The sequence below is a fragment of the Methylobacterium sp. XJLW genome (genome assembly GCF_003254375.1).
Classification (GTDB): domain Bacteria; phylum Pseudomonadota; class Alphaproteobacteria; order Rhizobiales; family Beijerinckiaceae; genus Methylobacterium; species Methylobacterium fujisawaense.
The window spans coordinates 4039577-4060621 of sequence record NZ_CP016429.1 but is presented as its reverse complement, the minus strand read 5'-3'; the positions used below and the strand labels follow the sequence as shown (position 1 = coordinate 4060621).

General features: G+C 69.8%; 18 protein-coding genes and 2 tRNA genes. 9 read left to right on the top strand and 11 right to left on the bottom strand.

The features are described 5' to 3' along the window. The first annotated feature begins 133 nt into the window (after nucleotides 1–133). Entirely contained in the window at nucleotides 134–1384 is a 1251-nt protein-coding gene (gene serA, locus A3862_RS18880) for a phosphoglycerate dehydrogenase (RefSeq protein WP_091955054.1), read from the top strand. A 191-nt stretch (nucleotides 1385–1575) separates the two neighbouring features. Next, nucleotides 1576–2052 (top strand): hypothetical protein, encoded by a 477-nt coding sequence (locus A3862_RS18875; RefSeq protein WP_043351003.1) that lies wholly within the window; start codon nucleotides 1576–1578, stop codon nucleotides 2050–2052. Nucleotides 2053–2055: 3 nt separating this feature from the next. Here A3862_RS18875 and A3862_RS31575 read toward each other — a convergent pair whose 3' ends face one another. Next, entirely contained in the window at nucleotides 2056–2208 is a 153-nt protein-coding gene (locus A3862_RS31575; protein ID WP_164706381.1) for a hypothetical protein, read from the bottom strand. A gap of 308 nt (nucleotides 2209–2516) precedes the next feature. Between A3862_RS31575 and A3862_RS18865 the strand changes: the two genes are divergently transcribed. After that, complete coding sequence (locus tag A3862_RS18865; protein WP_043351006.1) at nucleotides 2517–2732, top strand: hypothetical protein; 216 nt, start codon at nucleotides 2517–2519, stop codon at nucleotides 2730–2732. Between the two features lie 284 nt (nucleotides 2733–3016). Beyond that, nucleotides 3017–3622 (top strand): hypothetical protein, encoded by a 606-nt coding sequence (locus A3862_RS18860; RefSeq protein WP_236961378.1) that lies wholly within the window; start codon nucleotides 3017–3019, stop codon nucleotides 3620–3622. 52 nt (nucleotides 3623–3674) lie between these two features. Here A3862_RS18860 and A3862_RS18855 read toward each other — a convergent pair whose 3' ends face one another. From A3862_RS18855 to A3862_RS18840, 4 genes are all read right to left on the bottom strand, one after another. Continuing rightward, on the bottom strand, nucleotides 3675–4007 hold the full coding sequence (locus A3862_RS18855) for a hypothetical protein (RefSeq protein ID WP_043352724.1): 333 nt from the start codon (nucleotides 4005–4007) through the stop codon (nucleotides 3675–3677). Nucleotides 4008–4343: 336 nt separating this feature from the next. After that, a complete protein-coding gene (locus tag A3862_RS18850; RefSeq protein WP_043352726.1) occupies nucleotides 4344–4922 on the bottom strand; it encodes an NADPH-dependent FMN reductase in 579 nt (192 codons plus the stop codon). 72 nt (nucleotides 4923–4994) lie between these two features. Then, nucleotides 4995–5411, bottom strand: a complete 417-nt coding sequence (locus tag A3862_RS18845; protein ID WP_236961376.1) for a hypothetical protein — start codon at nucleotides 5409–5411, stop codon at nucleotides 4995–4997. A gap of 726 nt (nucleotides 5412–6137) precedes the next feature. Beyond that, nucleotides 6138–6213: transfer RNA gene (locus A3862_RS18840), tRNA-Asn, on the bottom strand. Nucleotides 6214–6475: 262 nt separating this feature from the next. Here A3862_RS18840 and A3862_RS18835 point away from each other — a divergent pair. Beyond that, nucleotides 6476–6742, top strand: coding sequence for a hypothetical protein (locus tag A3862_RS18835; protein WP_236961374.1), 267 nt, complete (start codon nucleotides 6476–6478; stop codon nucleotides 6740–6742). A gap of 303 nt (nucleotides 6743–7045) precedes the next feature. Then, nucleotides 7046–8725, top strand: a complete 1680-nt coding sequence (locus A3862_RS18830) for a methyl-accepting chemotaxis protein (RefSeq protein ID WP_043345914.1) — start codon at nucleotides 7046–7048, stop codon at nucleotides 8723–8725. Between the two features lie 63 nt (nucleotides 8726–8788). On the opposite strand, the gene A3862_RS18825 is transcribed toward A3862_RS18830, so the two are convergent. From A3862_RS18825 to A3862_RS18810, 4 genes are all read right to left on the bottom strand, one after another. Further along, nucleotides 8789–8862: transfer RNA gene (locus A3862_RS18825), tRNA-Cys, on the bottom strand. Nucleotides 8863–8979: 117 nt separating this feature from the next. Continuing rightward, nucleotides 8980–9849 carry an urease accessory protein UreD gene (locus tag A3862_RS18820; protein WP_043757736.1) on the bottom strand — a complete coding sequence of 290 codons (870 nt, stop codon included), beginning with the start codon at nucleotides 9847–9849 and terminating at the stop codon, nucleotides 8980–8982. Beyond that, nucleotides 9849–10817, bottom strand: a complete 969-nt coding sequence (gene rocF, locus A3862_RS18815; RefSeq protein ID WP_043757740.1) for an arginase — start codon at nucleotides 10815–10817, stop codon at nucleotides 9849–9851. The genes A3862_RS18820 and rocF overlap by 1 nt, the downstream gene beginning before the upstream one ends. A gap of 207 nt (nucleotides 10818–11024) precedes the next feature. Then, a complete protein-coding gene (locus A3862_RS18810) occupies nucleotides 11025–11540 on the bottom strand; it encodes a hypothetical protein (RefSeq protein ID WP_043757743.1) in 516 nt (171 codons plus the stop codon). A 677-nt stretch (nucleotides 11541–12217) separates the two neighbouring features. Between A3862_RS18810 and A3862_RS18805 the strand changes: the two genes are divergently transcribed. Next, on the top strand, nucleotides 12218–14374 hold the full coding sequence (locus A3862_RS18805) for a methyl-accepting chemotaxis protein (RefSeq protein WP_043757746.1): 2157 nt from the start codon (nucleotides 12218–12220) through the stop codon (nucleotides 14372–14374). Between the two features lie 23 nt (nucleotides 14375–14397). Here A3862_RS18805 and A3862_RS18800 read toward each other — a convergent pair whose 3' ends face one another. Beyond that, nucleotides 14398–15807, bottom strand: coding sequence for an ATP-binding protein (locus A3862_RS18800; protein WP_043380636.1), 1410 nt, complete (start codon nucleotides 15805–15807; stop codon nucleotides 14398–14400). Next, nucleotides 15804–16559, bottom strand: a complete 756-nt coding sequence (locus tag A3862_RS18795) for a response regulator (protein WP_170861821.1) — start codon at nucleotides 16557–16559, stop codon at nucleotides 15804–15806. The genes A3862_RS18800 and A3862_RS18795 overlap by 4 nt, the downstream gene beginning before the upstream one ends. A 125-nt stretch (nucleotides 16560–16684) precedes the next feature. Here A3862_RS18795 and A3862_RS18790 point away from each other — a divergent pair, with 125 nt between their 5' ends. Both A3862_RS18790 and A3862_RS18785 read left to right on the top strand, forming a co-directional pair. Then, entirely contained in the window at nucleotides 16685–17929 is a 1245-nt protein-coding gene (locus A3862_RS18790) for an acyl-CoA dehydrogenase family protein (RefSeq protein ID WP_043757749.1), read from the top strand. 106 nt (nucleotides 17930–18035) lie between these two features. Further along, nucleotides 18036–19898 carry a glycoside hydrolase family 15 protein gene (locus A3862_RS18785; protein ID WP_111473893.1) on the top strand — a complete coding sequence of 621 codons (1863 nt, stop codon included), beginning with the start codon at nucleotides 18036–18038 and terminating at the stop codon, nucleotides 19896–19898. Nucleotides 19899–21045: the final 1147 nt, after the last annotated feature.

Genomic DNA, 21045 nt, shown 5'->3' with positions numbered 1-21045 from the left:
AAGCGCTCCCCGGGCGGGGCTGCCCGGCGTCGCGCCATGTTGCAACGCACAGGGCGCCCTCGTATCCGGAGCCGCTTCGAACCCAAGGTCGTCCGGCCGCCGCCGGGGGCCTGCTGCCAGACGATCCATGCCCATGACGCCCGACAAGCTTTCCCTGCCCAAGGACAAGATCCGGGTCTTGCTGCTGGAGGGCATCAACGACAGCGCCGTGGCACTGATGCGGGCCGCCGGCTACACCAACCTGACCCGGCTGCCGAAGGCGCTGGACCGGGAGGCCCTGCACGAGGCGCTCCAGGGCGTGCACATGGTGGGCATCCGCTCGCGGACGCAACTCGACGCGGCCGCCTTCGCGGCGTCGGACCGGCTCCTGGCGGTGGGCTGTTTCTCGGTCGGCACCAATCAGGTCGATCTGGAGGCCGCCCGGCATCGGGGCATTCCGGTCTTCAACGCCCCCTTCTCGAACACGCGCTCGGTGGCGGAGCTGACGATCGGCGAGATCGTGATGCTGCTGCGCCGGATCGTTCCGCGCTCGGTGGGCGCCCATGCCGGCCGCTGGGACAAGTCGGCGGCGGGCTCGCTGGAGGTGCGCGGCAAGACGCTGGGCATCGTCGGCTACGGCAACATCGGCACGCAGCTCTCCACGCTCGCCGAAGCCATGGGCATGCGGGTTCTGTATTACGACCACACCGACAAGCTGCGCCACGGCAACACCGAGCCGACCGAGACGCTGCACGAGCTTCTGGGCCAGAGCGACGTGGTCTCGCTGCACGTGCCCGAGACGGAGGCCACCGCCAACATGATCGGCGCGGCCGAGATCCGTGCGATGAAGCCCGGATCCTTCCTGATCAACAACGCCCGGGGCACCGTGGTCGATCTCGAGGCTCTGGCGGCGGCGCTGCGCGACGGCCACCTCAAGGGCGCCGCCGTCGACGTCTTCCCGGCGGAGCCCGGGTCCAACGCGGAGGCCTTCGTCAGCCCCCTCCAGGGACTCGAGAACGTGATCCTCACGCCGCATATCGGGGGATCGACCGAGGAGGCTCAGGAGCGCATCGGCTCCGAAGTGGCGCGCAAGCTCCTCGACTATTCCGATATCGGCTCGACGGTCGGCGCCGTGAACTTCCCGCAGGTGCAACTCCCGGCCCGCCCGACCGGAACGCGCTTCATCCACGTCCAGCGCAACCTGCCCGGCATGCTCGGACGCCTCAACGGCGTGTTCTCCCGCGGGCAGGTCAACATCGCCGCGCAGTTCTACCAGACCGACGGCGAGGTCGGGTACGTGGTGCTGGAGACCGACGCCACCGACGCGGATGCGGAGGCACTGCTCGCAGAGATCCGCGCCATCCCGGGCACGATCCGCGCCCGCCTGCTCTACGAGCGGCGCTAGCCGGGAGGACGCGCCTCGCGGGACCGGCGAGCCTGCGGGCTTTCAAGCGTGCGGTAATTTACGCGGCGCGCGTGAACGCGGCCGATCTTGCCGCGTTCGTCTTGCGCGGCCAAGCTGGCCGCTGTTCAAGTCGCAAGCGGCATGATCGACGGCCTCGACCGATCGAGCGCCCGGCCGGCGGAGGAATTGCGGTGACGAAGCGTGTAGCATGGGCATGGGCCGGACTCGCGCTCGGCATCGCCGGGACGGTCTCGAGCGTCTCCGGCGCGTCGGCGGATTGCCTGCGGCGGGTCTACAATCGATCGAATCTGGTCCTGGTCGCCCGCCAGGATGGCGGGCCGCCCGCCACGCTGTTGCCCGGTCGGTCGCTGCCGATGCGGCTGTCACGGCCGGGCCAGATCGACATCACGGGCTATTGCGGGATGCCGGGCGCGGGTGCGGGCCCGGTTGTCCAGCGGACCTTCGACTATGAGGCGGTCCTCGACCGCTGCTTCGTCCGGTTCGGGGGCGACCTGTTCGTGCCGCAACTGGGGCGCGGCTTCATCGGTCTTCAGGAGACGGCTCCCTTCACGGTGAACAACCCGCGGCAGGGCGACATCGTCCTCGGACCCGCAGTCGGATCCGCATGCCCGGTGCCCGGGCCGGCCGTTCTGAGCCGGCGCGGCTGAGCCTCAGAGGTAGTGCCGGAACACGACCCCCGTATCCGTGGAAGTGCCGGGTTGCGGGGGCGAGGCCGGCCCGATGAAGGGGCTTGCGAGGCGCAGGGCCACGAGGCCGAGGGCGGCCAGCGCCGGGGCGATCAGGCGGAACGGGCGAGCGAGCATGGACGCCTCCGTCGCGCCGCCGGTCCCGCCTGCAACGTGCATGCGGATCGGAGCGCATGTGAAGCATCGCACCTTACGGCCGAGCTGAACGTGCCGAAGCGCACACGGGGCGCGTCGAGACCGATCCCGGCGCGTCGGAGCCTGGCGCCCGGTGCGGTGACGGTCCGACGATTGCGTCCACCGGGTCGCTGGCGTGTACACCGATGCACTCCTATGCTGCCCGGTGTCGGGGGCCGCCGGGAGCCGCGCTGCCAGGGCCGCGGTGGCGCTCCCCGGGTGGAACCGACTGCGTGAACGAGGACGCGCGTATGCTGACCCAGACAGGCAACTCGATTCTCCGAGGCGATCTCGGCGTCGAGGAGACTATCGAGTCCGACAATATCGTCCGCTGGGACGGCGAGCGGCTCTATGTGGAGCAGGACGTCTATCACAACGGTCAGCTGGTCCACCGCAAGTACCGCCGCACCGTCACCGAGCCCGTCGCCCGCGTGCTGTGGGCGATCATCAATCGCGCCAAGCAGTGAGCGCCGGGGCAGGAGCGGATCGGATGCGTTCGTTCGGGCGGCCTTCCTGACGCCTCCGCCCGTATCGCTGCAAAGTCGGGGACCGCGGTCGAGCACCATCCGGCCGGGCCGATGGTTTCGTGCCTCGCATCCGAATGGGAAACGGGATTCGACGCCGTGCGCGGCGCGGCCGCTGGCGCCGCGCGGTGCCCAGGGTCTCTCAGGGGGGGGGCGTGTAATCCCATATCGCGGCCCCTGCGTTCCAAACAGTCGCTAGTTCTTGACGGGGCTGAAGCGACGCGCTCTTGCTGATTTCGTCCAGGGACAGTGGCTCTGAGTCGCGCCAGAGTTCTGTGCCCCTGCGTGTTCAGACTTTCGTCCGGTCCATGCTGGCAAGATCACTTCTCAACCGCTGGTCGATCTTCGCGTTTAATGTGCTGATCGCGTTGCCGCTGACGCTTGCGCTTGTCGATGTCGCGATCTTGCTCTGGGGCGCTGGATTTCAGCATCACGCCACGATTCACGAGGCCGGGCATCTGATCGAGGGGATGGGCGTGATCCTGATCGGTTGGGGCGTGGTGCTGGAAGAGCGCCCTGGCGTGAGCCATCTCCTCGGCGGCCTTCCGACCGAGGATCCCGATCGCGAGGCGGCGATCGACGCGCTCTGCCACCATTGCGGACTCGCCTTGCTGGTGCTGGGGCTCGTCGCCGAGATCCTCGTGCAATGCGTGGAGGTCCCCGACCACATCATCAATACGGACCGGATCGAGCGTGTCGTCCTGACCGGCGGGGCCGTCTTCCTGGCGCTCGGCCTCGCCACGCTGGCGCGGCTCTCCGCCGGTCTCGCGGCGTTCCGCGCGCCAATTCCCTTGGACCCCGAAGGCTCCCTGCCTGAGGCGGGGCCGCGCTGAGAGCCCTGAGCCCGACGACCGGTCCGGCTCTCTGCGGGGGACGGCGCGGCTGCTAGGCTGCGACGGCAGCTTCCGGTTCGACGAGGGTGAGATGCGACGGTCGCAGCACGTCGAGGCGCTCGTGCGCGTTGTCGAAGGCGGCCCGGATCGTCGTGCTCGCGTCCTCGACGGCAACCAGGACAGCCAGTTTCTGGGCGCTGGCCCGGTCGGCGACGCTGCGGGCGGCCGCGATCAGCGACTGCTCCAGGCCGAGAAATTCCGCCTCGGCATCCCGTCCCGCATCCCGCGCGGCCGATGCAAGACGGTCCAGTACGGCTTCCAGGGCATGGCGCAGGACAAGCGTCCGCACGCGCTCCTGCAGGAGCGCCCTCTCGTCGATCTTCATCGGAATCGGTCCGCGTTGGGGAACACGGCCAAGCTCTCATACTTCGGCTCACCGTGCAGCCACCTTTTTGCAACAGAGCAATACTGTCTCGTGCGCCGGGCGCGCGGCGCGTTCACCGTTTCGTCGGCGAGATCATGCAAAGTTGTTCTGCAATCGTGTGTCGAGTATTTGCTCATCCTGAGAATCGAAAGCGCTGTCTCGATCACTTCATGGCGCAAAATTGCGCGCATCGAGGTGCGCTTGGCCGTTCGAATACCTCCGATGCACCGGGGGCGTTGTCTCCCGCGAGGGGGCGATGACGCCGCCGCGACGGGGCTGGGGGCGGCCGGCTGCCGCTCAGTACGGCGTGCCGCGCTGGCGCCGGTCCCGCAGGGCCTCGGCGTGCCATTCGAGTTCGTCGAGGAAGCGGTTGGCCGCCGTCGTGATCCAGGGCTCGGCAGGAATGCCCTGGCTGTCGATGGCTTTCTGGAGCCGCGGGATCGGCAGGAGCGAGGGGATGCTGGACATGCCCATCTCGGCAAGCATCGCCCGCAATGCCATTGCCGCCCGGACGCCGCCGAACTGACCGGCCGAGTAGCAGCAGATGGCCGACGGTCGCCAGAAGTACTCTTCCAGAAAATGGTCGAGGGTGTTGGAGAGCGCGGGCGGGACGCCGTGATTGTACTCGGCCGTGACCACCAGGAAGGCGTCCGATCCGCGGAAGAGGTCGGCGAGGCGCTGCAGGGGCTCCGGCGCGGTGCCGGCCGGATATTCCTTGTACATCCGGTCGAGGAGCGGGAGCTTCAGCTCGGCGGGGTCCACCAGCGGGGCGGCGTGGCCGCGCGCCTCGAGTTGCGCGATCAGGAACTGCGCGGCTCGGTTGCCGATGCGGTCGGTGCGGACGCTGCCGAGAATCACGGGGATGGTCAGGGGCATGGCGATCTCCGGTTCCCCCGATCATGCCAGAGGCCGGCGGACCACTCCAGACGCCAGGCGATCCCGGCCGGGTCAGGCCTGGGTGCTGCTGGTGAGTGCAGCCGCGATGCCCACCGGGCCGCCCGTCGCATAGGCGGCGATCGCCTTCGTCACCTGTTGCAGGAAGGATTGCAGGCCGTCGCCGCTGCCGGTCGCCGACGCGGCATCGGCGGTCGCCGTCGTACCGGTGGACGCACTTGTGGACGACGCGCCGTCCGTTGCGGCGCCGGTCGGCGCGGATGCACCGCTCTGCGTCGCGTCCGACGCCGGCCGATGGCCATGGTGGCCGCGACGGTGATGGACGGGCGCCGCGCCGTCCGCGGTCGGGCTCGATGACGTGCCGGTCGCGGAGGCTTCGTCGGCATTGGCGGTGGCGTCCGCCGGTGTGGTGACGCCGCTCTGAAGGCCCATCTGGCTGAAGTCGGATTGCAGCTGCAGGAGCGACGCCATCAGATCGTTCGACAGGGTCGGTGTCGATGTGGTGCCGGTCGTCTGCCCGGTGCTTCCGGTAGCCTGGGTGGTGGTCGGATCCTGGCCTGCCGTGGTCGAGGCGCCGGCCTCGATCCGGGCCGTATTCGCCGCACGCGCCTGTCTCAGGGCGCTGACAAGATCCCGCTGGAGAGAACTGCCCGTAACCGCATTCGCCGACATGCTACGCCTCCGCGACCGCCTTCGGTTCGGGGAGGCACGGCGCATTCCAGAATTTTCCCAATGATTTCAGCGATGCTCCCGGGTCGGGGACCGGCAGGATCGGCCCAGCGGCAGATTCTGCCGCTCTACCCCGCCGACAGGGGGCGGATCAGGTCGGTGCGGCGCGGGGGGCTGTCCGTCGACGAAGACAAGCACGGCGATCTTGATCCGCTCAACGCTAGGCAGAGCCGGGTCGCCTCCTTCGGTCCCCGCCGCGGCCCGCCGACATTTCGGGTGCCGTTCCGAGTGAACGCGGTCGCCGACATGCGCGGCCGCCCCGAGACCGTCCGGTGGCGCTCGCGATCGGCATTTCGCCTTGAGCGCTGCGCGCGTCTCAGCCGTATCGACGGCCGGGATCTTGGGCCGGCGCACGGACGGGATGAAGCGGCTGCTGCCTAAGGGGCCCCGAGATCCTGTCGCAAGAACGGATCGGCATCAGCGCTCAACGCCGTGCGGTCCGAAAGGCGGGGCTGTGATGGGGGCTGATGGCTCCCCGAGCAGGACTCGAACCTGCGACAAGGCGATTAACAGTCGCCTGCTCTACCAACTGAGCTATCGGGGATCACGAGGGGGTCTCTACACACCGCGATCGCGGGACGCAAGGGCCTCGACGCATGATCCGCGGGCATTCTACGGCACGGCGCTCTGCGTCACAGGGCGCGGCCTGCACCGATGGCAGTCGAGCGCCTGCTATGTGGCTTTTTGGCAACATATGCGCCGGGTCCCGCCGCTGGTTTGACCCGCTCGCTCCGGCCGTCGCCGCCTGGGTCATCCGAATGTCGCGACGCGATCCTACGGGAGCGCCAGCCCGGACGACCCGGTGCGTGTCCGTTGCTATCATGCTGACCCATCACTGCCTGAACCCCCAAGACCCCTATGCGGAGCGCGAAGTGCGTGTCGCCTTCGAGTGGGCCGCCGACCGTCCCCGACTGATCGCGGCCCTCGACGAGCACGAGGCCGATATCCTGCCCGATCTCGTCGACGTGCAGCGCGATGACCTCCGCCGGGAGATCGTCGCCGCGCTCCGGATGCAGGAGCAGTCCCGCCGTCAGCCGGTCGGCAGTCCGGCCCCCGTTGCCCGGGATCGCTGACGGGTCTCGCGGCGGGCGCGCAGCCCGCCACCGGCACGCGGGCGTCCATAGGCCCGAAGCGGTCCAATACGCGGCTCCAGCGCTCGCGAGATCCAGCATTCGCAGTCGTCCGGTCCGGAAGCACGCGGTATGCGCGCGATCATTCTGAGTGCGTGCTGCAGGATCTGGCTATTCGTTGATAGATCGCGGCCTCGATCGCCATATCAGATAATAGATTTTGCCGGCTATATTTACCTGTTCAAAAGGAAGTGTTCGTGTATATCTGCGCCTCTTCGTAACCCTCGCTGAAGCGGCGCGGCTCCTATGCGAATTTCACTCGGCCTCAAGCTCTCGGCAGTGATCGGATTGCTGGCCCTCGTGGCGATCGGCATCGCGGCCTTCGCCGTCCGGCAGTCGAACTGGGAGCAGGAGCGCGCCGCCGCGACGGACAGGATCTGGAATGCCGGGCTGCAGGCCGGTGCCCTGGGGCAGGCGATCGAGCACGCGGTGGTGCAGGCCACGGCCCTCTACACCGCGGAAGACACCGCGGAGGCACGGACACGCCTGTCGGCACTCCACGACGCCCTTGCGACGGTGGAGCAGGTGCGCGGACCCTTCCTCGCAGCGATGGAAGATCAGCTTCCCGAGGATCGGCGCCGGCGCTTCGATCTCTTCGTGAAGGAATTCATCGCCTACCAGACCGACACGGCCGAGCTGGGGCTGACGGTGTCGCCCAAGGCGGCCCTGATCCAGGCGACCGACGAGGCGACCGTGAAGAATCGGGAGCGCATGGTGGCCGAGATCGGCGCCCTTGGACGGGAGGTGCTGAGCCGCCTGAATGCCCGACGCGCCGGGGACGCCGTCGACCGGCGGCAGGCGCGGATCACCCTCGTGGTCGTGCCGGCGGTGGCGCTCGTGCTGGGGTTGCTCGCGGCGGTCTGGATCATCGTCACCCAGGTGCGGCGCCCCCTGCACCGTCTCAAGGATGGCATGACGGCGCTCGCCGCCAACGACCTCGGCCTTGTCATCCCGTTCACGCATCGTCGCGACGAGATCGGCGAGATGGCAGCCGCCATCGCGGCGTTCCAGACCGCTCTGATCGAGAAGCGCGACTTGGACGCGGAGGCGCAGATGCGCCGTGATCGTGACCGGATCCGGGCGGAAGCCTTGGCGACGGCGACCCATGCCTTCGAGGCCGAGACGCATCGCGCGGTCGCCGATCTCGCCGGATCGGCCGAGGCGATGCAGGCGGCCGCCGACACGCTCACCGGCAATGCCGGCGCGATGGCGTCCGAGGCCGCCATCGTGGCGGGCGCCTCCAGCCAGAGTGCCGGTTTGGTCGACAGCATCGCCAGCGCTGCCGAGGAACTCTCGGTCTCGGCCCGGGAGATCGAGGCCCGGGTGCGGCACACGAGCGAGATCGCTTCCTCCGCCCTCTCCGACACGCAGGGCCTGAAGGAGACGGTGATGAGCCTGTCGCAAGCGGCCGAGGAGATCGGCACGGTGGTCACGTTGATCCGCGAGGTGGCCGGGCAGACCAATCTGCTGGCGCTCAATGCGACGATCGAGGCCGCCCGGGCCGGTGTCGCCGGGCGCGGCTTCGCGGTGGTCGCCGCCGAGGTGAAGGCCCTGGCCGGCCAGACGGCGCTCGCAACCGACCGCATCACCGGGCAGGTCGGGGCGATCCAGGGGGCCGCAGGACGCACGGTCGGCGCGATCGGCACGATCGGCGAGACGATCGCCCGCATGAGCCTGATCGCCTCCGAAGTTGCGAAGGCCACCGATCAGCAGGGCCAGGCCAGCCAGGAAATCGCGCGGGCGATCTCCAGCGCGGCCGCGGACGCCCGGAGGGTTTCGGAGAGCGTTGCCGGTGTTCAGGCCGCCGCCGCGTCCAACGAGGCGCAGGCCGGACAGGTGCGCGGTGGCGCCGTGCGGGTCACGTCCGGGGCGCACAGCCTGCAGAAGGCCATCGAGACCTTCACGACGCAGGTCCACAGCGCATGAGCGCGCGGCGACGCTCACGCCGGAGCATCACGGCGGGATCAGCCAGGAGAGGAATAAGAAGGATGGAGGCCTCGCCCGGAATCGAACCGGGGTGCAAGGATTTGCAGTCCTCTGCGTAACCACTCCGCCACGAGGCCTTCCTGAACGGCGTTGCCATCCGGTCCGGAGCTTGGCGGACAGCTCCGGGTGCGCGTCTCTAGCAGAGGTCGGCCGTCGCAGGCAACGGTCCTGAGCTGCCGACGTGGCGGTTCCTGTCAGCTCTGCCAGACCCGGGGCATCGCGACGCCGCGATACTGCGCCACGAACCGGGCGATGAGGCCGCGCAACGGGCCGACGGCCTCCGCGAGGGCGCGGATCGCCAAGTGACCGTTCCAGGCACTCGCGGCTGCCGCTGTTCCGGGTGCGGCGGCCCCGGCCAAGAGGGCGCGGGCCTCCTCGAGGCGCGCCTCCGCGCCGGGGGCGATGTCGAGGACGGTCGCGCAGGCGCGCGCTCCCCCGCCCACCGCCGGACGGGCGAGGAGATCGCTGATCGGGCCGTCCAGCAGAAGATCGTCGGCGTAAGCGAGCCGGCCGCCCCGGCGAATGCGCCAGGAATCCGCGAACAGCCCGTCCGTGATCCGCTCGCCCCTGGCCGCTCGGCCGAAGGCGACGACCTCCACGGCGATCAGCGCCGCACCTTCGGCGAGATCGGCCGTGAAGCGGCGGCGCACCCGGGCGCGGTCGAACAGGATGGTCTCCTGCGGCAGCCAGGCGAGGTGCGCGCCGGCCTCGAGAGCCAGGGTGTTGGCGATATGGCTTACGGGGCCGTCCGATCGGTAGATCTTCTCGGCTGCGGTGGTGGTCAGGACCAGTTCGGCGCCCGGATCGAGGGCGAGGTCGATGGCGAAGGTGTCGCCGCAAGCCACGCCGCCTGCGGTGTTGACCAGGACCGTCTCAAGCGCGCCCGTTCCCCGTGGGAATCGGAGCCGCGACGGGCCGGATTCGGCGAGATCGAGGATGCGCGTCGCGCCGCCCGGGTGGGTCGGGCCCACCCGCAGCCGGACGCGCCCGTCCGAGCGCTGGCGTGCCGGTGGGGCGCCGGTCGCCGCGGGCGGGCATGACGACGTGGGGAGGCGGTGGTCCATCAGCCGCGCCCAGCCGGCTCGATGGGGGCGGCCTCGATCGGCAGGGTGGCCCGGTCGAGAATGCGACGGCCGAACAGGCTCGCCACCAGCTCGACCAGCACCCGGGCGCTGCGCCCGCGCTCGTCGAGGAAGGGATTGAGCTCGACCACGTCGAGGGACTGCACCAGACCGGAATCGTGAAGCATCTCCATGATGAGATGCGCCTCCCGGAAGGTGGCGCCGCCCGGGACCGTGGTGCCGACGCCGGGCGCGATCGACGGGTCGAGGAAGTCGATGTCGAGGCTGACATGGAGATGCGCGCCCTGGCCCGCGACCCGGTCGAGCACCCGCCGGAGCGGCGCCACCACGCCGAATTCGTCGATCGTCCGCATGTCGGTGATGCCGACCCGCCGCGTCGTCACCAGCGCACGTTCGCCGGCATCGATCGATCGCAGCCCGAACAGGTGGACGTTGGCGGGGGACAATGGCTGCGGGACCGGCTCGGCGAACAGGCGTGGAAAGCCCGGCTCGCCGCACAGGGCGGCGAGCGGCATGCCGTGCACGTTCCCGGAGGGCGATGTCGCCGGCGTGTTGAAGTCGGCATGGGCGTCGAGCCAGAGCACGAAGACGGATCGGCGATGCCGCGCACAGTGCCGCAACACGCCGTCGACGGAGCCCAGGGACAGGCTGTGATCGCCCCCGGCCGTCAACGGAAGCGACCCGGCATCGAGGGCGCCCTCGACGACCCGGGACAGGGCCCGCGTCCAGGCGGCGACGCCATCGAGCCCGCGCATCCCGGCGGGCCCCTCCGGGGCGACGTCGCCGCGATCCGTGACGCTATGGCCGAGTTCGCTGAGCGCGCGGACGAGCCCAGCCGTGCGCAGGGCCGCAGGTCCCATAAGGGCGCCGGGCTCGCTGGTTCCGACTTCGATCGGCGCGCCGATCAGCGCAATGCTGCGCGCCGCGTGGAGGCTGACTTCGCTGCTCATCCCGTCTCCATCGCCGTCACCATCGCCGTCTCGGCGCACCCGCGCTCCGCAGGGCCTCGGCCATCGGGCTCATAACCTTCCGCCGATGGCGGTTGCGAGACCGCATCCCGGGCCGGAGATGGATCCTGCGCGCGATGGATGTCCTGGCACACGCGCAACGATCGGTCTCAGGGATCGACGTGTACCCGGCCGCTCTCGAAGACAAGTTCAGGCGAGCAGGACAGCGAGGATCCCGGCCGAGAGGACGTAGGCGATCCACAGCAGCGCTGGACGTCGGGCCGTCAGAAACACGCGCAGGATCATGAACACCATCATCTGCCCGATCAGCAGCACGCAGACCTGTCCCTCGAAACGACCTGCCGCACGCCACCAGGATCGGTCCTCCGGCACCGCCCGCCCTTCCACCAACAGGGTGCCGGCCGCGGCCAGCGCCAGCGTGAGCAAAGCGGCGACCGCGATGTGTCGCGGGACGCGGAAGCGCGGCCGCGCCGCCTGCCGCCGGTGCCAAGACGCGATCTCGACGGCATAGAAGCCGACGACGGGCGTCGCGAAGGCCGCGCCCACGATCGCGATCTTCGTCGGCAGCGGCATGGACGCCAATGCCCGACAGCGCGCGACAAGGCTGACCCAGACGAGATGCGCGACGATCACACCCCCAAGCAGGACGATCGCGATCCAGAGGAGTCGCAGGACGCCGGCGAGGGCGTCGCTATTGATGAACATACCGTGCCTCCGCCGACGCGGCAGATGCGACCGAACTTACCGCCGCCAAGGGTCGCGCGGCAGCACCCGACTTGTCCAACCTCCGGATATCGGCTGCATCGTCGGCGGATGCTGCATCACAGCCCGAGATGGCGGGCTCACGAGCGGCCGAAGGCCCGCGCGGCGGGCCAGATCGCGGCGCGGTCTCGGGGATCCAGATCGCGCGTACGGCCGCGCAGGGCGGTCGACTGTTGCCTTTCGACAGTCGCAAACCGTTCGTTCGCCTGCCCCCAGCGGCGGCCCAACCGTCGCGCATCGGATCGCCGCCGGCCCGTGCGCATCCACGCCTTGGGTTCGGAGCCCGACCGGCACTGGGTCACCGTCAGATGGCGGAGTGCTTTCGAGGACGGTCCGTGGACATGACCGTGATGATCCGAGATTCCGGGAGCAGGAGAGCCAGCACGCGCGCCGGCCGGGTCCGCAATGCTGCAGACCCTCCGCCATGGCCGCAGGGCGGGTGACTATCGAAAACCGAAGGGGGCCCGTCCACAACTTGAATTCTTGGCAGAGCACGTTCTTTCAGGTTGTATAGTGCCAGTGCTCGATATCCGCGCGCTGCATCGATGTTTACGAGATTTTTATAAGAGTCGGGCCATTGGACTGGTTGGATCGCCGTCATTCAATAGTTCAGGGTCATCATGAAAACGCTTTCGCGGCTGAGCACGCGCCTTCCCGCGACGACCGTCGGCCTCGCGCTTCTGAGCGCCACCGCCATGGGTGGATTCAGCTGGTACTCGGCGCGGTCGGGCTTGATCACCGCGGCGCACGAGCGCCTCGAACTCGCCGCGGCGGCGCGGCGGGACGCGATCGAGCTGGTGGCGGACCGGATGCAGGCGGACTTCCAGGCGGTGGCGACCCATCCGCAGATCGTCTCGAATTTCACGGACCTGATAGAGAATCTCGACCCTGCGAAGCCCGACACCGCGAGCGTCATCGAGGCGTTCCAAACGCCTCAGACGGCTGAGGCGCGGATCGCCCTCGACGGCAGCGGCATGACGTCGATGTATGCCCGGCGCCACGTCAAGGTCCAGGAAGTGGCCCACAAGCTCGTGGCCCAGCCCGGCTACGCCGACCTGATGTTCGTCGATAACAACGGCCGGATCGTCTACACCACGACCAAGGGCGCCGATTTCGCCAAATCGGTCTCGGAGGATGGCTTGGCGGGCTCGGCGCTCGCGCGGCTCGTCGAGCGTCTCAAGTCCGCCGATCCGGGCGCGGTTCTCTTCGAGGATTTCGCCGCCTACCCGGTGGATGGGACCCCGGCTGCCTTCATCGGCCGTGTCATGACCAAGCGGGCGAACGTCGCCATGGGCACGGCGCAGGCGGCCGAGCGGACCGGCTACATCGTCATGCGGGTCACGCCGACCCTGTTCGATCAAACGCTGTCCAAGCGGACCGGTCTCGGCGAGACCGGGCAGATCCTGGCGGTCGGGACAGACGGCCTGTTGCGCAGCAATCCACCGCTGAACCCGGCTCTGCATGCCGGTGCAGGCCTCGCCGGAATCGGCCTGGCCGCCGACCGGATCAAGGTCGGCGGTCCGGTCGATTTCACGGCCGAGAACGGCGCACACATGGCGGCCGCCTCGCCGGTGACGGTCCTCGGCGCGCCCTGGACCGTGCTGGCTGAGCAGACCCAGGCGGAGGCGATCAATGCCGTGCAGGCCCTGTCTCGGACGCTGATCCTGACCGGTCTCATCGTCCTGGCCGTCACGGCGGTGCTCGGCCTGCTGCTCGCGCGCTCGATCGTGTCGCCGCTGGGAGCCCTGACCCGCGCGCTGAAGGCCCTCGCCGACCGCCAGGCCCTGACCGACGTTCCCGGCAGCAAGAGGCGGGACGAGATCGGCGACATCGCCCGCGCGGTCGTCACCATCCGCGACATGTCGCTTGAGGATGCTGCCCAGCAGCTTCAGACGACCGAGGCCGCGCGTCTGCGCGAGGAGCAGAGCCGCCGCGCCATGCTGAAAGACCTCGCCGACGGCTTCGAACGCTCGGTCGGGGCCATCGTCGAGGGCCTGACGGGGGCCGTCACGGAGCTTCAGGGAGCCTCGGGTACCATGCGGAGTGCGGTCGCGGGCACGTCCGAACGCTCGACCAGCGTCGCCAGTGCCGCCCAGCAGACCTCCGAGAACGTCAACACCGTTGCGGCCGCGGCCGAGGAACTCGGCGCCACCGTGCAGGAGATCGGCCGCCAGGTCGAGCAGGCGGCCGGGATGTCGGCGACGGCCGTCGGTGAGGCGCGTCGGGCCGAGCAGACCATGACGGAGCTGGCCGCCGCGGCGACGCGGATCGGCGACGTCGTCGGGATGGTCTCGACGATTGCCGGTCAGACCAATCTGCTGGCCCTGAACGCCACGATCGAGGCGGCCCGGGCCGGCGAGGCCGGGCGCGGCTTCGCGGTGGTCGCCTCCGAGGTCAAGGAACTCGCCGCCCAGACCAGCCGGGCCACCGAGGAGATCAGCCGGCAGGTCGCGGCGATCCAGACCGTCACCGGCGATGCGGCCGGTGCGATCCAGGGAGTTACGGCTCAGATCGAGGCGATGAATCACGTGTCGACCAGCATCGCGGCCGCGGTGGATCAGCAGGGCGTCACCACGCAGGACATCGTCCGCAGCATGGGCCAGGCGTCCGCCGGCACCGGCACGATGACCGTCGAGATCGCCGAGGTCGCCCGGGTCGCGGGCGATGCGGGTCAGGCCGCGGCTTCGGTTGCTCAGGCGTCCGATGCCCTGGCGACGCGCTCGGAGCAGCTCCGCGCCGAGGTGGCGCAGTTCCTGCGCAACGTGCGGGCCGCGTAGACCGGACGAGACCCGAGGCGGCCTCAGGCCGCCTCGGCCGGACGCGGCACGGGCTTCTGCGCCGCGCGCCCCGCGAAGGCCTGTGCGGCCAGGGGCAGTTCGATCGCGGCGCAGAGCCCGCCCCCGGGGCGATTTTCCAGCTGCAGGCGCCCGTTATGGGCCTCGACGATCGCCTGCACGATCGACAGGCCGAGTCCGAAGCCGCTCGCCTCGTTGAGGTTGCGGGCGCGGTCGCCGCGCACGAAGGGCTGGAGCATGGCCTCCCGCTCCGCCTCGGGAATCCCGGGGCCCGAATCCAGGATGCAGACCCGGACGCCGCGCTCGGACGCTTCCATCTGGACTTCGGCGCGGCCGCCGTACTTCACGGCGTTGTCCACGAGGTTGGTCACCGCCCGCTGGAGTTCCTCGGGCCTTCCCTGGACCAGGACGTGCCGGCTGCGGCTGACGCTGACCGGGGATCCGAAATCCGAGAAGTCGTCGCAGACCGTCTGGACCACCGATGCGAGGTCCACGAGGCTGTGGCTGTTCGCATCCCGGATCTGGCCGTCGCGCACGAAAGAGAGCGCTGCCTCGACGAGGCCGTTCATCTGGTCGAGGTCGCGCAGGGTGGAGGCGCGGGCGTGCTCGTCCTCGATGAACTCGGCGCGCAGGCGGAGCCGGGTGATCGGCGTGCGCAGGTCATGGCTGATCGCCGCCAGCATCTGCGTCCGGTCGTCGATCAGGCGGCGCACCCGCGACCGCATCCGATCCAGCGCCCGGGATACGGCGAGCACCTCGCGCGGGCCCGCCTCCGGCAGCGCCACGTGGTCGTCGCGGGCGCCGAACGCCTCGGCGGCACCGGCGAGCCGCTTCAGCGGCGCCGTGAGGGCCCGGGTGGCCCAGACGCAGAGCAGCGCCAGGGTCAGCGCCAGGAAGACGACGGTGAAGATCAGCGCACCCTGGCGGGGCCCCCGGAGGGGATCGTTCGGCAGCGTCGCCTGGAGCCGCGCGCCCGCCGGCGTGACGATGCCGATATGCAGCCGCGCGTCCGACCGCTCCCCGTCCGGATCGGCCGCGGAGAGGTCGGTGATTGTCACCGGCCGGCCGGCGCCGTTGCGCAGCCGCCGGATCACCGGCAGGTCGGGCGGCGACGTCGCCCCCGGCAATACGGTGCCGTCCCAGGGCTCGACATGGATCAGCGGCAGGCTGCGACCGCTCGCGAGCAGGGCCGGCCGCGCCGCCGGATCGGCGGCGTCCAGCAGTCTCACCAGCACTCCGAGGCGGCTCGCGGCCACACCCGGCAGCGTGTCGGGGTTCTGCGATTCGTGCAGAATCAGGAATGCCGCGGTGGCGACCACATGGGCGACCGCGATGCCGGCGACCACGAGCAGCGCGATCTGGCCCGCGATGGTCTTCGGACGCAGCCGCGCGCGAAGACGGCGCAGACCGCTCATGACCGCGTGACCTCCGGCGTGAACAGATAGCCGCCCGACCGGATCGTGCGGATGAATTCCGGATTGCGGGTGTCGCGCTCGATCTTCTGACGGATCCGGGAGATCAGCACGTCGATGCTGCGTTCGAACGGGCCGGCAGAGCGGCCCTGCGTGAGGTCGAGGAGCTGGTCCCGCGACAGAACCCGCCCGGGCCGGAGGCAGAGGGCGTGCAGGAGATCGAACTCCGCCCCGGTGATCGAGATGCGGGCGCCCTCGGGGGACAGAACCTGGCGCAGGGACACGTCGAGCGTCCAGCCCGAGAAATGCAGCCGCCGCCGCTCGTCCGCGTCGGGTGCCTCGGCCGCGACCCGCCGCAGGATCGCGCGGATGCGAGCGAGCAGCTCCCGCGGGTTGAACGGCTTGGCGAGGTAATCGTCGGCGCCGAGCTCCAGGCCGAGGATCCGGTCCACCTCCTCGGATTTCGCCGTCAGGATCAGGATCGGGATCTGCGACGTGCCGCGCAGGCGCTTGCACAGGCTCAGTCCGTCCTCGCCGGGAAGCATCAGGTCGAGGACGATCAGGTCGATCCGCGCTTCCGCAAGGACCCGGTCCATCTCGGCCCCGTCACCCGCCAGCGTGACCCGGCAATCGTTGCCGCGCAGGTAGCGCGCGATCAGGGCCGAGATCTCTCGATCGTCCTCGACCACGAGGATGTGGGGTGTTGCGGGTGCGTTCATCGCGAAGGAATCGGTCAGCGGTTCGGCCTGCATCATCAGGCTATTATGGCCCGATCCGCCGATTATTCGAAGGTGGGCGACGGAACCAATTTGTAAGCGCGTGTTTCCCGCACGGGCCTCAACTGAGTTGCCACATGGCGTCAAACCATACGGGGGTAACGATGACCGGATCCGAGGATTGGAAGGACCTGATCGCGCCGCAGCCTCCGGAACTCGCCTCGCCCTGGCGGACCGAGGCCCGGGCGGCGCTTCAGGCCGAGGCCCGCGCCTTCGCGCGCGACACGGTGCTGCCGATGGCCGACACGCTCGACCGGCAGAAGGCCGAGATGCCGCGTACGCTCATCGACGCCATGGCCGAGAAGGGCTGGTTCGGCATCACGATCCCCGCGGAGCACGGCGGCCTGGGCCTCGGCGTGTTCGAGTACTGCCTCGTCTCGGAGGAACTGGCACGGGCGTGGCTCTCGGTGGGCAGCATCCTCGCGCGCGGCCAGGGGCTGGGCACCCAGACCCTTGACGCGGAGCGCCGGGCGGAGCTGCTTCGCCGTTCGGCCCGGGGACAATGGATCGGCTCAATCTCCCTGTCGGAGCCCAATGCCGGCTCCGACCTCGCCGGCGTGCAGACCCGGGCGGTGCGGGACGGCGACCTCTGGCGGCTCACCGGCACCAAGCGCTGGGCCGGCTTCGCAAAGGGCGCCGATTTCATCGAGGTCCTCGCGCGCACCCGCGATCCGGAGCCCGGGGAATCGCGCTCCGCCGGCCTGGAGCCGTTTCTGGTGCTCAAGGAACGCGACAGCTTCCCGCCCGGCGTGACAGGCCGAGTGATCGACAAGATCGGCTACCACGGCTTCCAGACCTTCGAACTGACCCTCGAGGACGTGTGCGTGCCCGAGAGCGACCGCCTCACCGGACTCTACGGTGACCAGGGAGCGGACGCGGATTCCGGCGGCTTCGCCGCGGTGCAGCGCGGCCTCAACATCGCCCGGGTCCACACGGCGGCCCGGGCCGTCGGCGTCGCGCGGGCGGCGGTCGAGGATTGCCAGAGCTATCTTCAGGAGCGGGTCCAGTTCGGCCACCCGATCGGCGATTTCCAGGCGCTGCGCTTCGCCCTTGCCGACATGGCGGCCGAGGTCGCGCAGGCGCGGGCCTTCTGGCATCAGGTCGCCCACCTCCTCGACCAGGGCGAGGCCGCCGAGAGCGAATCGGCGATGGTGAAGCTCCTGGCCACCGAGATGGCGGTGCGGGTCACCAACCAGGCGATGCAGCTGCATGGCGGCAACGGCTACACCACCGAGCGTCGGGTCGAGCGCTACTGGCGCGACGCGCGGCTGACCACGATCTTCGAGGGCACGAGCGAGATCCAGCGCCGGATCATCAGCGACCGGATGCTGCCCCGGCCGGCGGCCTGATCGCTCGTGCGGCGAATCGTCGAGCGGGACTCCCCGCCCGGCGTACTCCGGCTACCTCAGGACTCTGTACTGCCCGGCGGACCGGGTGCCGCCAGCCGGAAGCCCTGTGTCGAAGCCCATCAGCGATTACGCCCTCATCGGTGACACCCATTCCTGCGCGCTGATCGCCCGCGACGGATCGATCGACTGGCTGTGCTGGCCACGTCACGATTCGCCGGCCCTGTTCGTGAAGCTCCTCGACGACGACACGGGTGGCTCGTGCAGCGTCGCCTTCGACGGGCCGACCGAGGCCGTGCGCCGCTACCTGCCCGACACCAACATCCTGGAGACGACCTTCACGACGGCGACCGGCCGGGCGCGCCTCGTCGACCTGATGCCGGTCAACCCGCCGAGCCCGGAGCCCGACGAGGGCCCGGATGGCGAGAGCGAGAGCCGGCTGATCCGGCTGCTCACCTGCGAGCAGGGCCGGGTGACGGGCGCGTTCCGGGTGCGGCCGACCTTCGATTATGCGCGACGCCCCTGCACGCCCCTGATGGCGGGCGGGTCCGTCCTGTTCGAGGCCGGAGACTGGCGTCTGCGCGTCAACGCGCAGCCCTGTCCCACCCTCGACGGGGATGCCGCCGAAGTGCGGTTCAGCCTGTCGGCCGGAGAGACCGCCTATCTGGTCCTGACCCATGGCGAGGATCAGGACGAGGCCTGCATCGAGGATTACGCCGGCGCCCGACGCCGTCTGGAGACCACCGCCGATTACTGGCGTCGCTGGTGCGCCCGCAGCACCTATCGCGGCGCCTACCGGGAGGCGGTGATGCGGTCCGCCCTCTGCCTGAAGCTGCTGACCTACTCGCCCTCGGGCGGGATCGTGGCAGCGGCCACCGCCGGTCTGCCCGAGGCGGTGCCGGGCAACCGCAACTACGACTATCGGTTCACCTGGATGCGGGACGCCGCCTTCACGGTCACCGCCTTCGTGATGCTGGGCTACGTCCGCGAGGCGTCCGAATTCCTGCGCTTCCTGCGCGAGCGCGACGGCACCTACGGGCGGGAGACCCGGCTGATGTACGGTATCGCCGACGGCATGCCGCCGGAGGAAGAGCTGAGCCATCTCGCGGGCTGGAACGGCGTGCGGCCGGTGGTGATCGGCAACGTCGCCGAGGCTCAGGACCAGCACGACATCTACGGCGAGCTGCTCCGGGCGCTGTGCATCTTCCTTGAGGCTGTGGACTACGACCCGCCCGAGAAGGTCAACGACCGCCTGCCGGAGGTGCTGCACAACCTCACCGCCCGCGCCATCCGTCACCGCCACGATGCGGATCACGGCATCTGGGAGCTGCGGACCGGGCCGCGCCAGCAGGTCCACACCAAGGCGATGATCTGGGTGGCCCTAAGGGACGCCGCCCGGATCGCCCGCAACATCGCGGGCGTGGCCGCGGAGACGATTGCCGAATGGGAGCGGATCGCTGCCGAGATCCGGGCGGAGTATCTCGAACAGGGCTGGAACGCGGAGAAGCAGGCCTATGTCGGCGCCTACGGCTCGCATCATCTCGATGCCGCGGTGTTGCGCGCGGCCCTGTTCGGCGCCCTCGATCCGACGGAGCCGCGCATGCGGGCGACCCTCGCGGCGGTCGAGCGGGAACTCGGTGTCGGCGACCTGATCTATCGCTACCGCATGGACGACGGCCTGGAGGGTGACGAGGGCACCTTCACGGCCTGCGCCTTCTGGCGGGTCGGCTGTCTCGCCCTCGGCGGACGGGCGGCCGAGGCCAAGGCCGCTTTCGAGCGGCTGATCGCCCGGGCCAACGATGTCGGGCTGCTCGCGGAGGAGATCGATCCGGCCACAGGGGCGCAGCGCGGTAACATGCCGCAGGGCTTCTCCCACATGGCCCTGATCAACGCGGCGCTGCGGCTCGAGAGCAGCATCGCGCGCTTCGAAGCCGACGATGGTGCCGATGCCATGGCCTCGGCGGCGGAATAGGGATTCGGATCTGCGATGGCACCCACCCGTCGGGCGGGAGGTTCGTCTCGACTTCTGTGTATGCGCGCGGATCGCGCTGGCGCCCCTCAGCCTGACGCGGCTGCGTCGGCGGTCCGCACGGATACGCCCCGCGATGCAGCCTCTCTCCGCCCTCCGGAGAGAGACGATGTCACGCGATGGACACCGGCCGTATCGGCCGGCAGATCAGCCCGGGTCCGGACCACATCCGGATCCGCGGGACCCGGACGGCGCCCCTGATCGGGCTGCCTCCGGGCCCAGCGCACGGTCCCCTCGAACTTCGGGACCTCTGGGCCGTTCCTGTGCCGCAGCACGCAGCACGGACACTTGTATGACCCGCACCACCATGACCTTCGCCGGCGTCCTGAGCATCGTTCTGGCCGTCCCTGCCGTTGCCCAGGTGGTCACAGGAGGCGCCGGGAACACCGGTGTCGCCCCACCCGCGACGGTCGGCGGCGTCCCTCCCGGCACCCGGGATCTGGGCCCCAGCCCGATCACACGGGGGAACGAAGCCAATCCCAGCAACTCATCGGTGCCGGGCACGACGCCAGATGTGAACATCGGCGGCACGCCCACCAGCGGGCCGCCCGGCACCGGGGGGACATCCGGCGGCCCATCGCTCGGTCGATAGCGGTGGGTAATATCCCCGCTGCTGACCAGCAGATCTGTGAGGTGAAGGTGGGCGAGGCGTGGACGCCGGTTAGCCTCGCGGAGGCACGCGGATTGTACACGATGACCCCGAAGCGATGCCCGGCCTGCCATGGCCAAGTGATCGTCGCCGGGAGCTACACCGGTACCGGTCGTTTGAAGCTACAGCACCGCCGCGCGCATACCGGCTGCCCCCTGAGGCCTCAGGGCTATGTGGGGACGCCGTCACCGCACCCCCAAGCGCTGACCTGACGGCCAAGCCTCGGCCGCTCGCGCCTGTCACGGCATAAACCGGCCTTCCGGGACAAGGGGCGAACCGGGACCACCCAGGCTCGGCGCTGCAATTCGGCCGATCCTCGGCATGTCGAAAAGAGACGTCTCGCTTTCCGAGATGGCCGGGCCGATGTCCGCGCTTGTGAGCCTGTGGGCTGACGCATGGCCAATCGCGCCGGCTGGCTTGGCTCCGGGGTCATGGTACCGG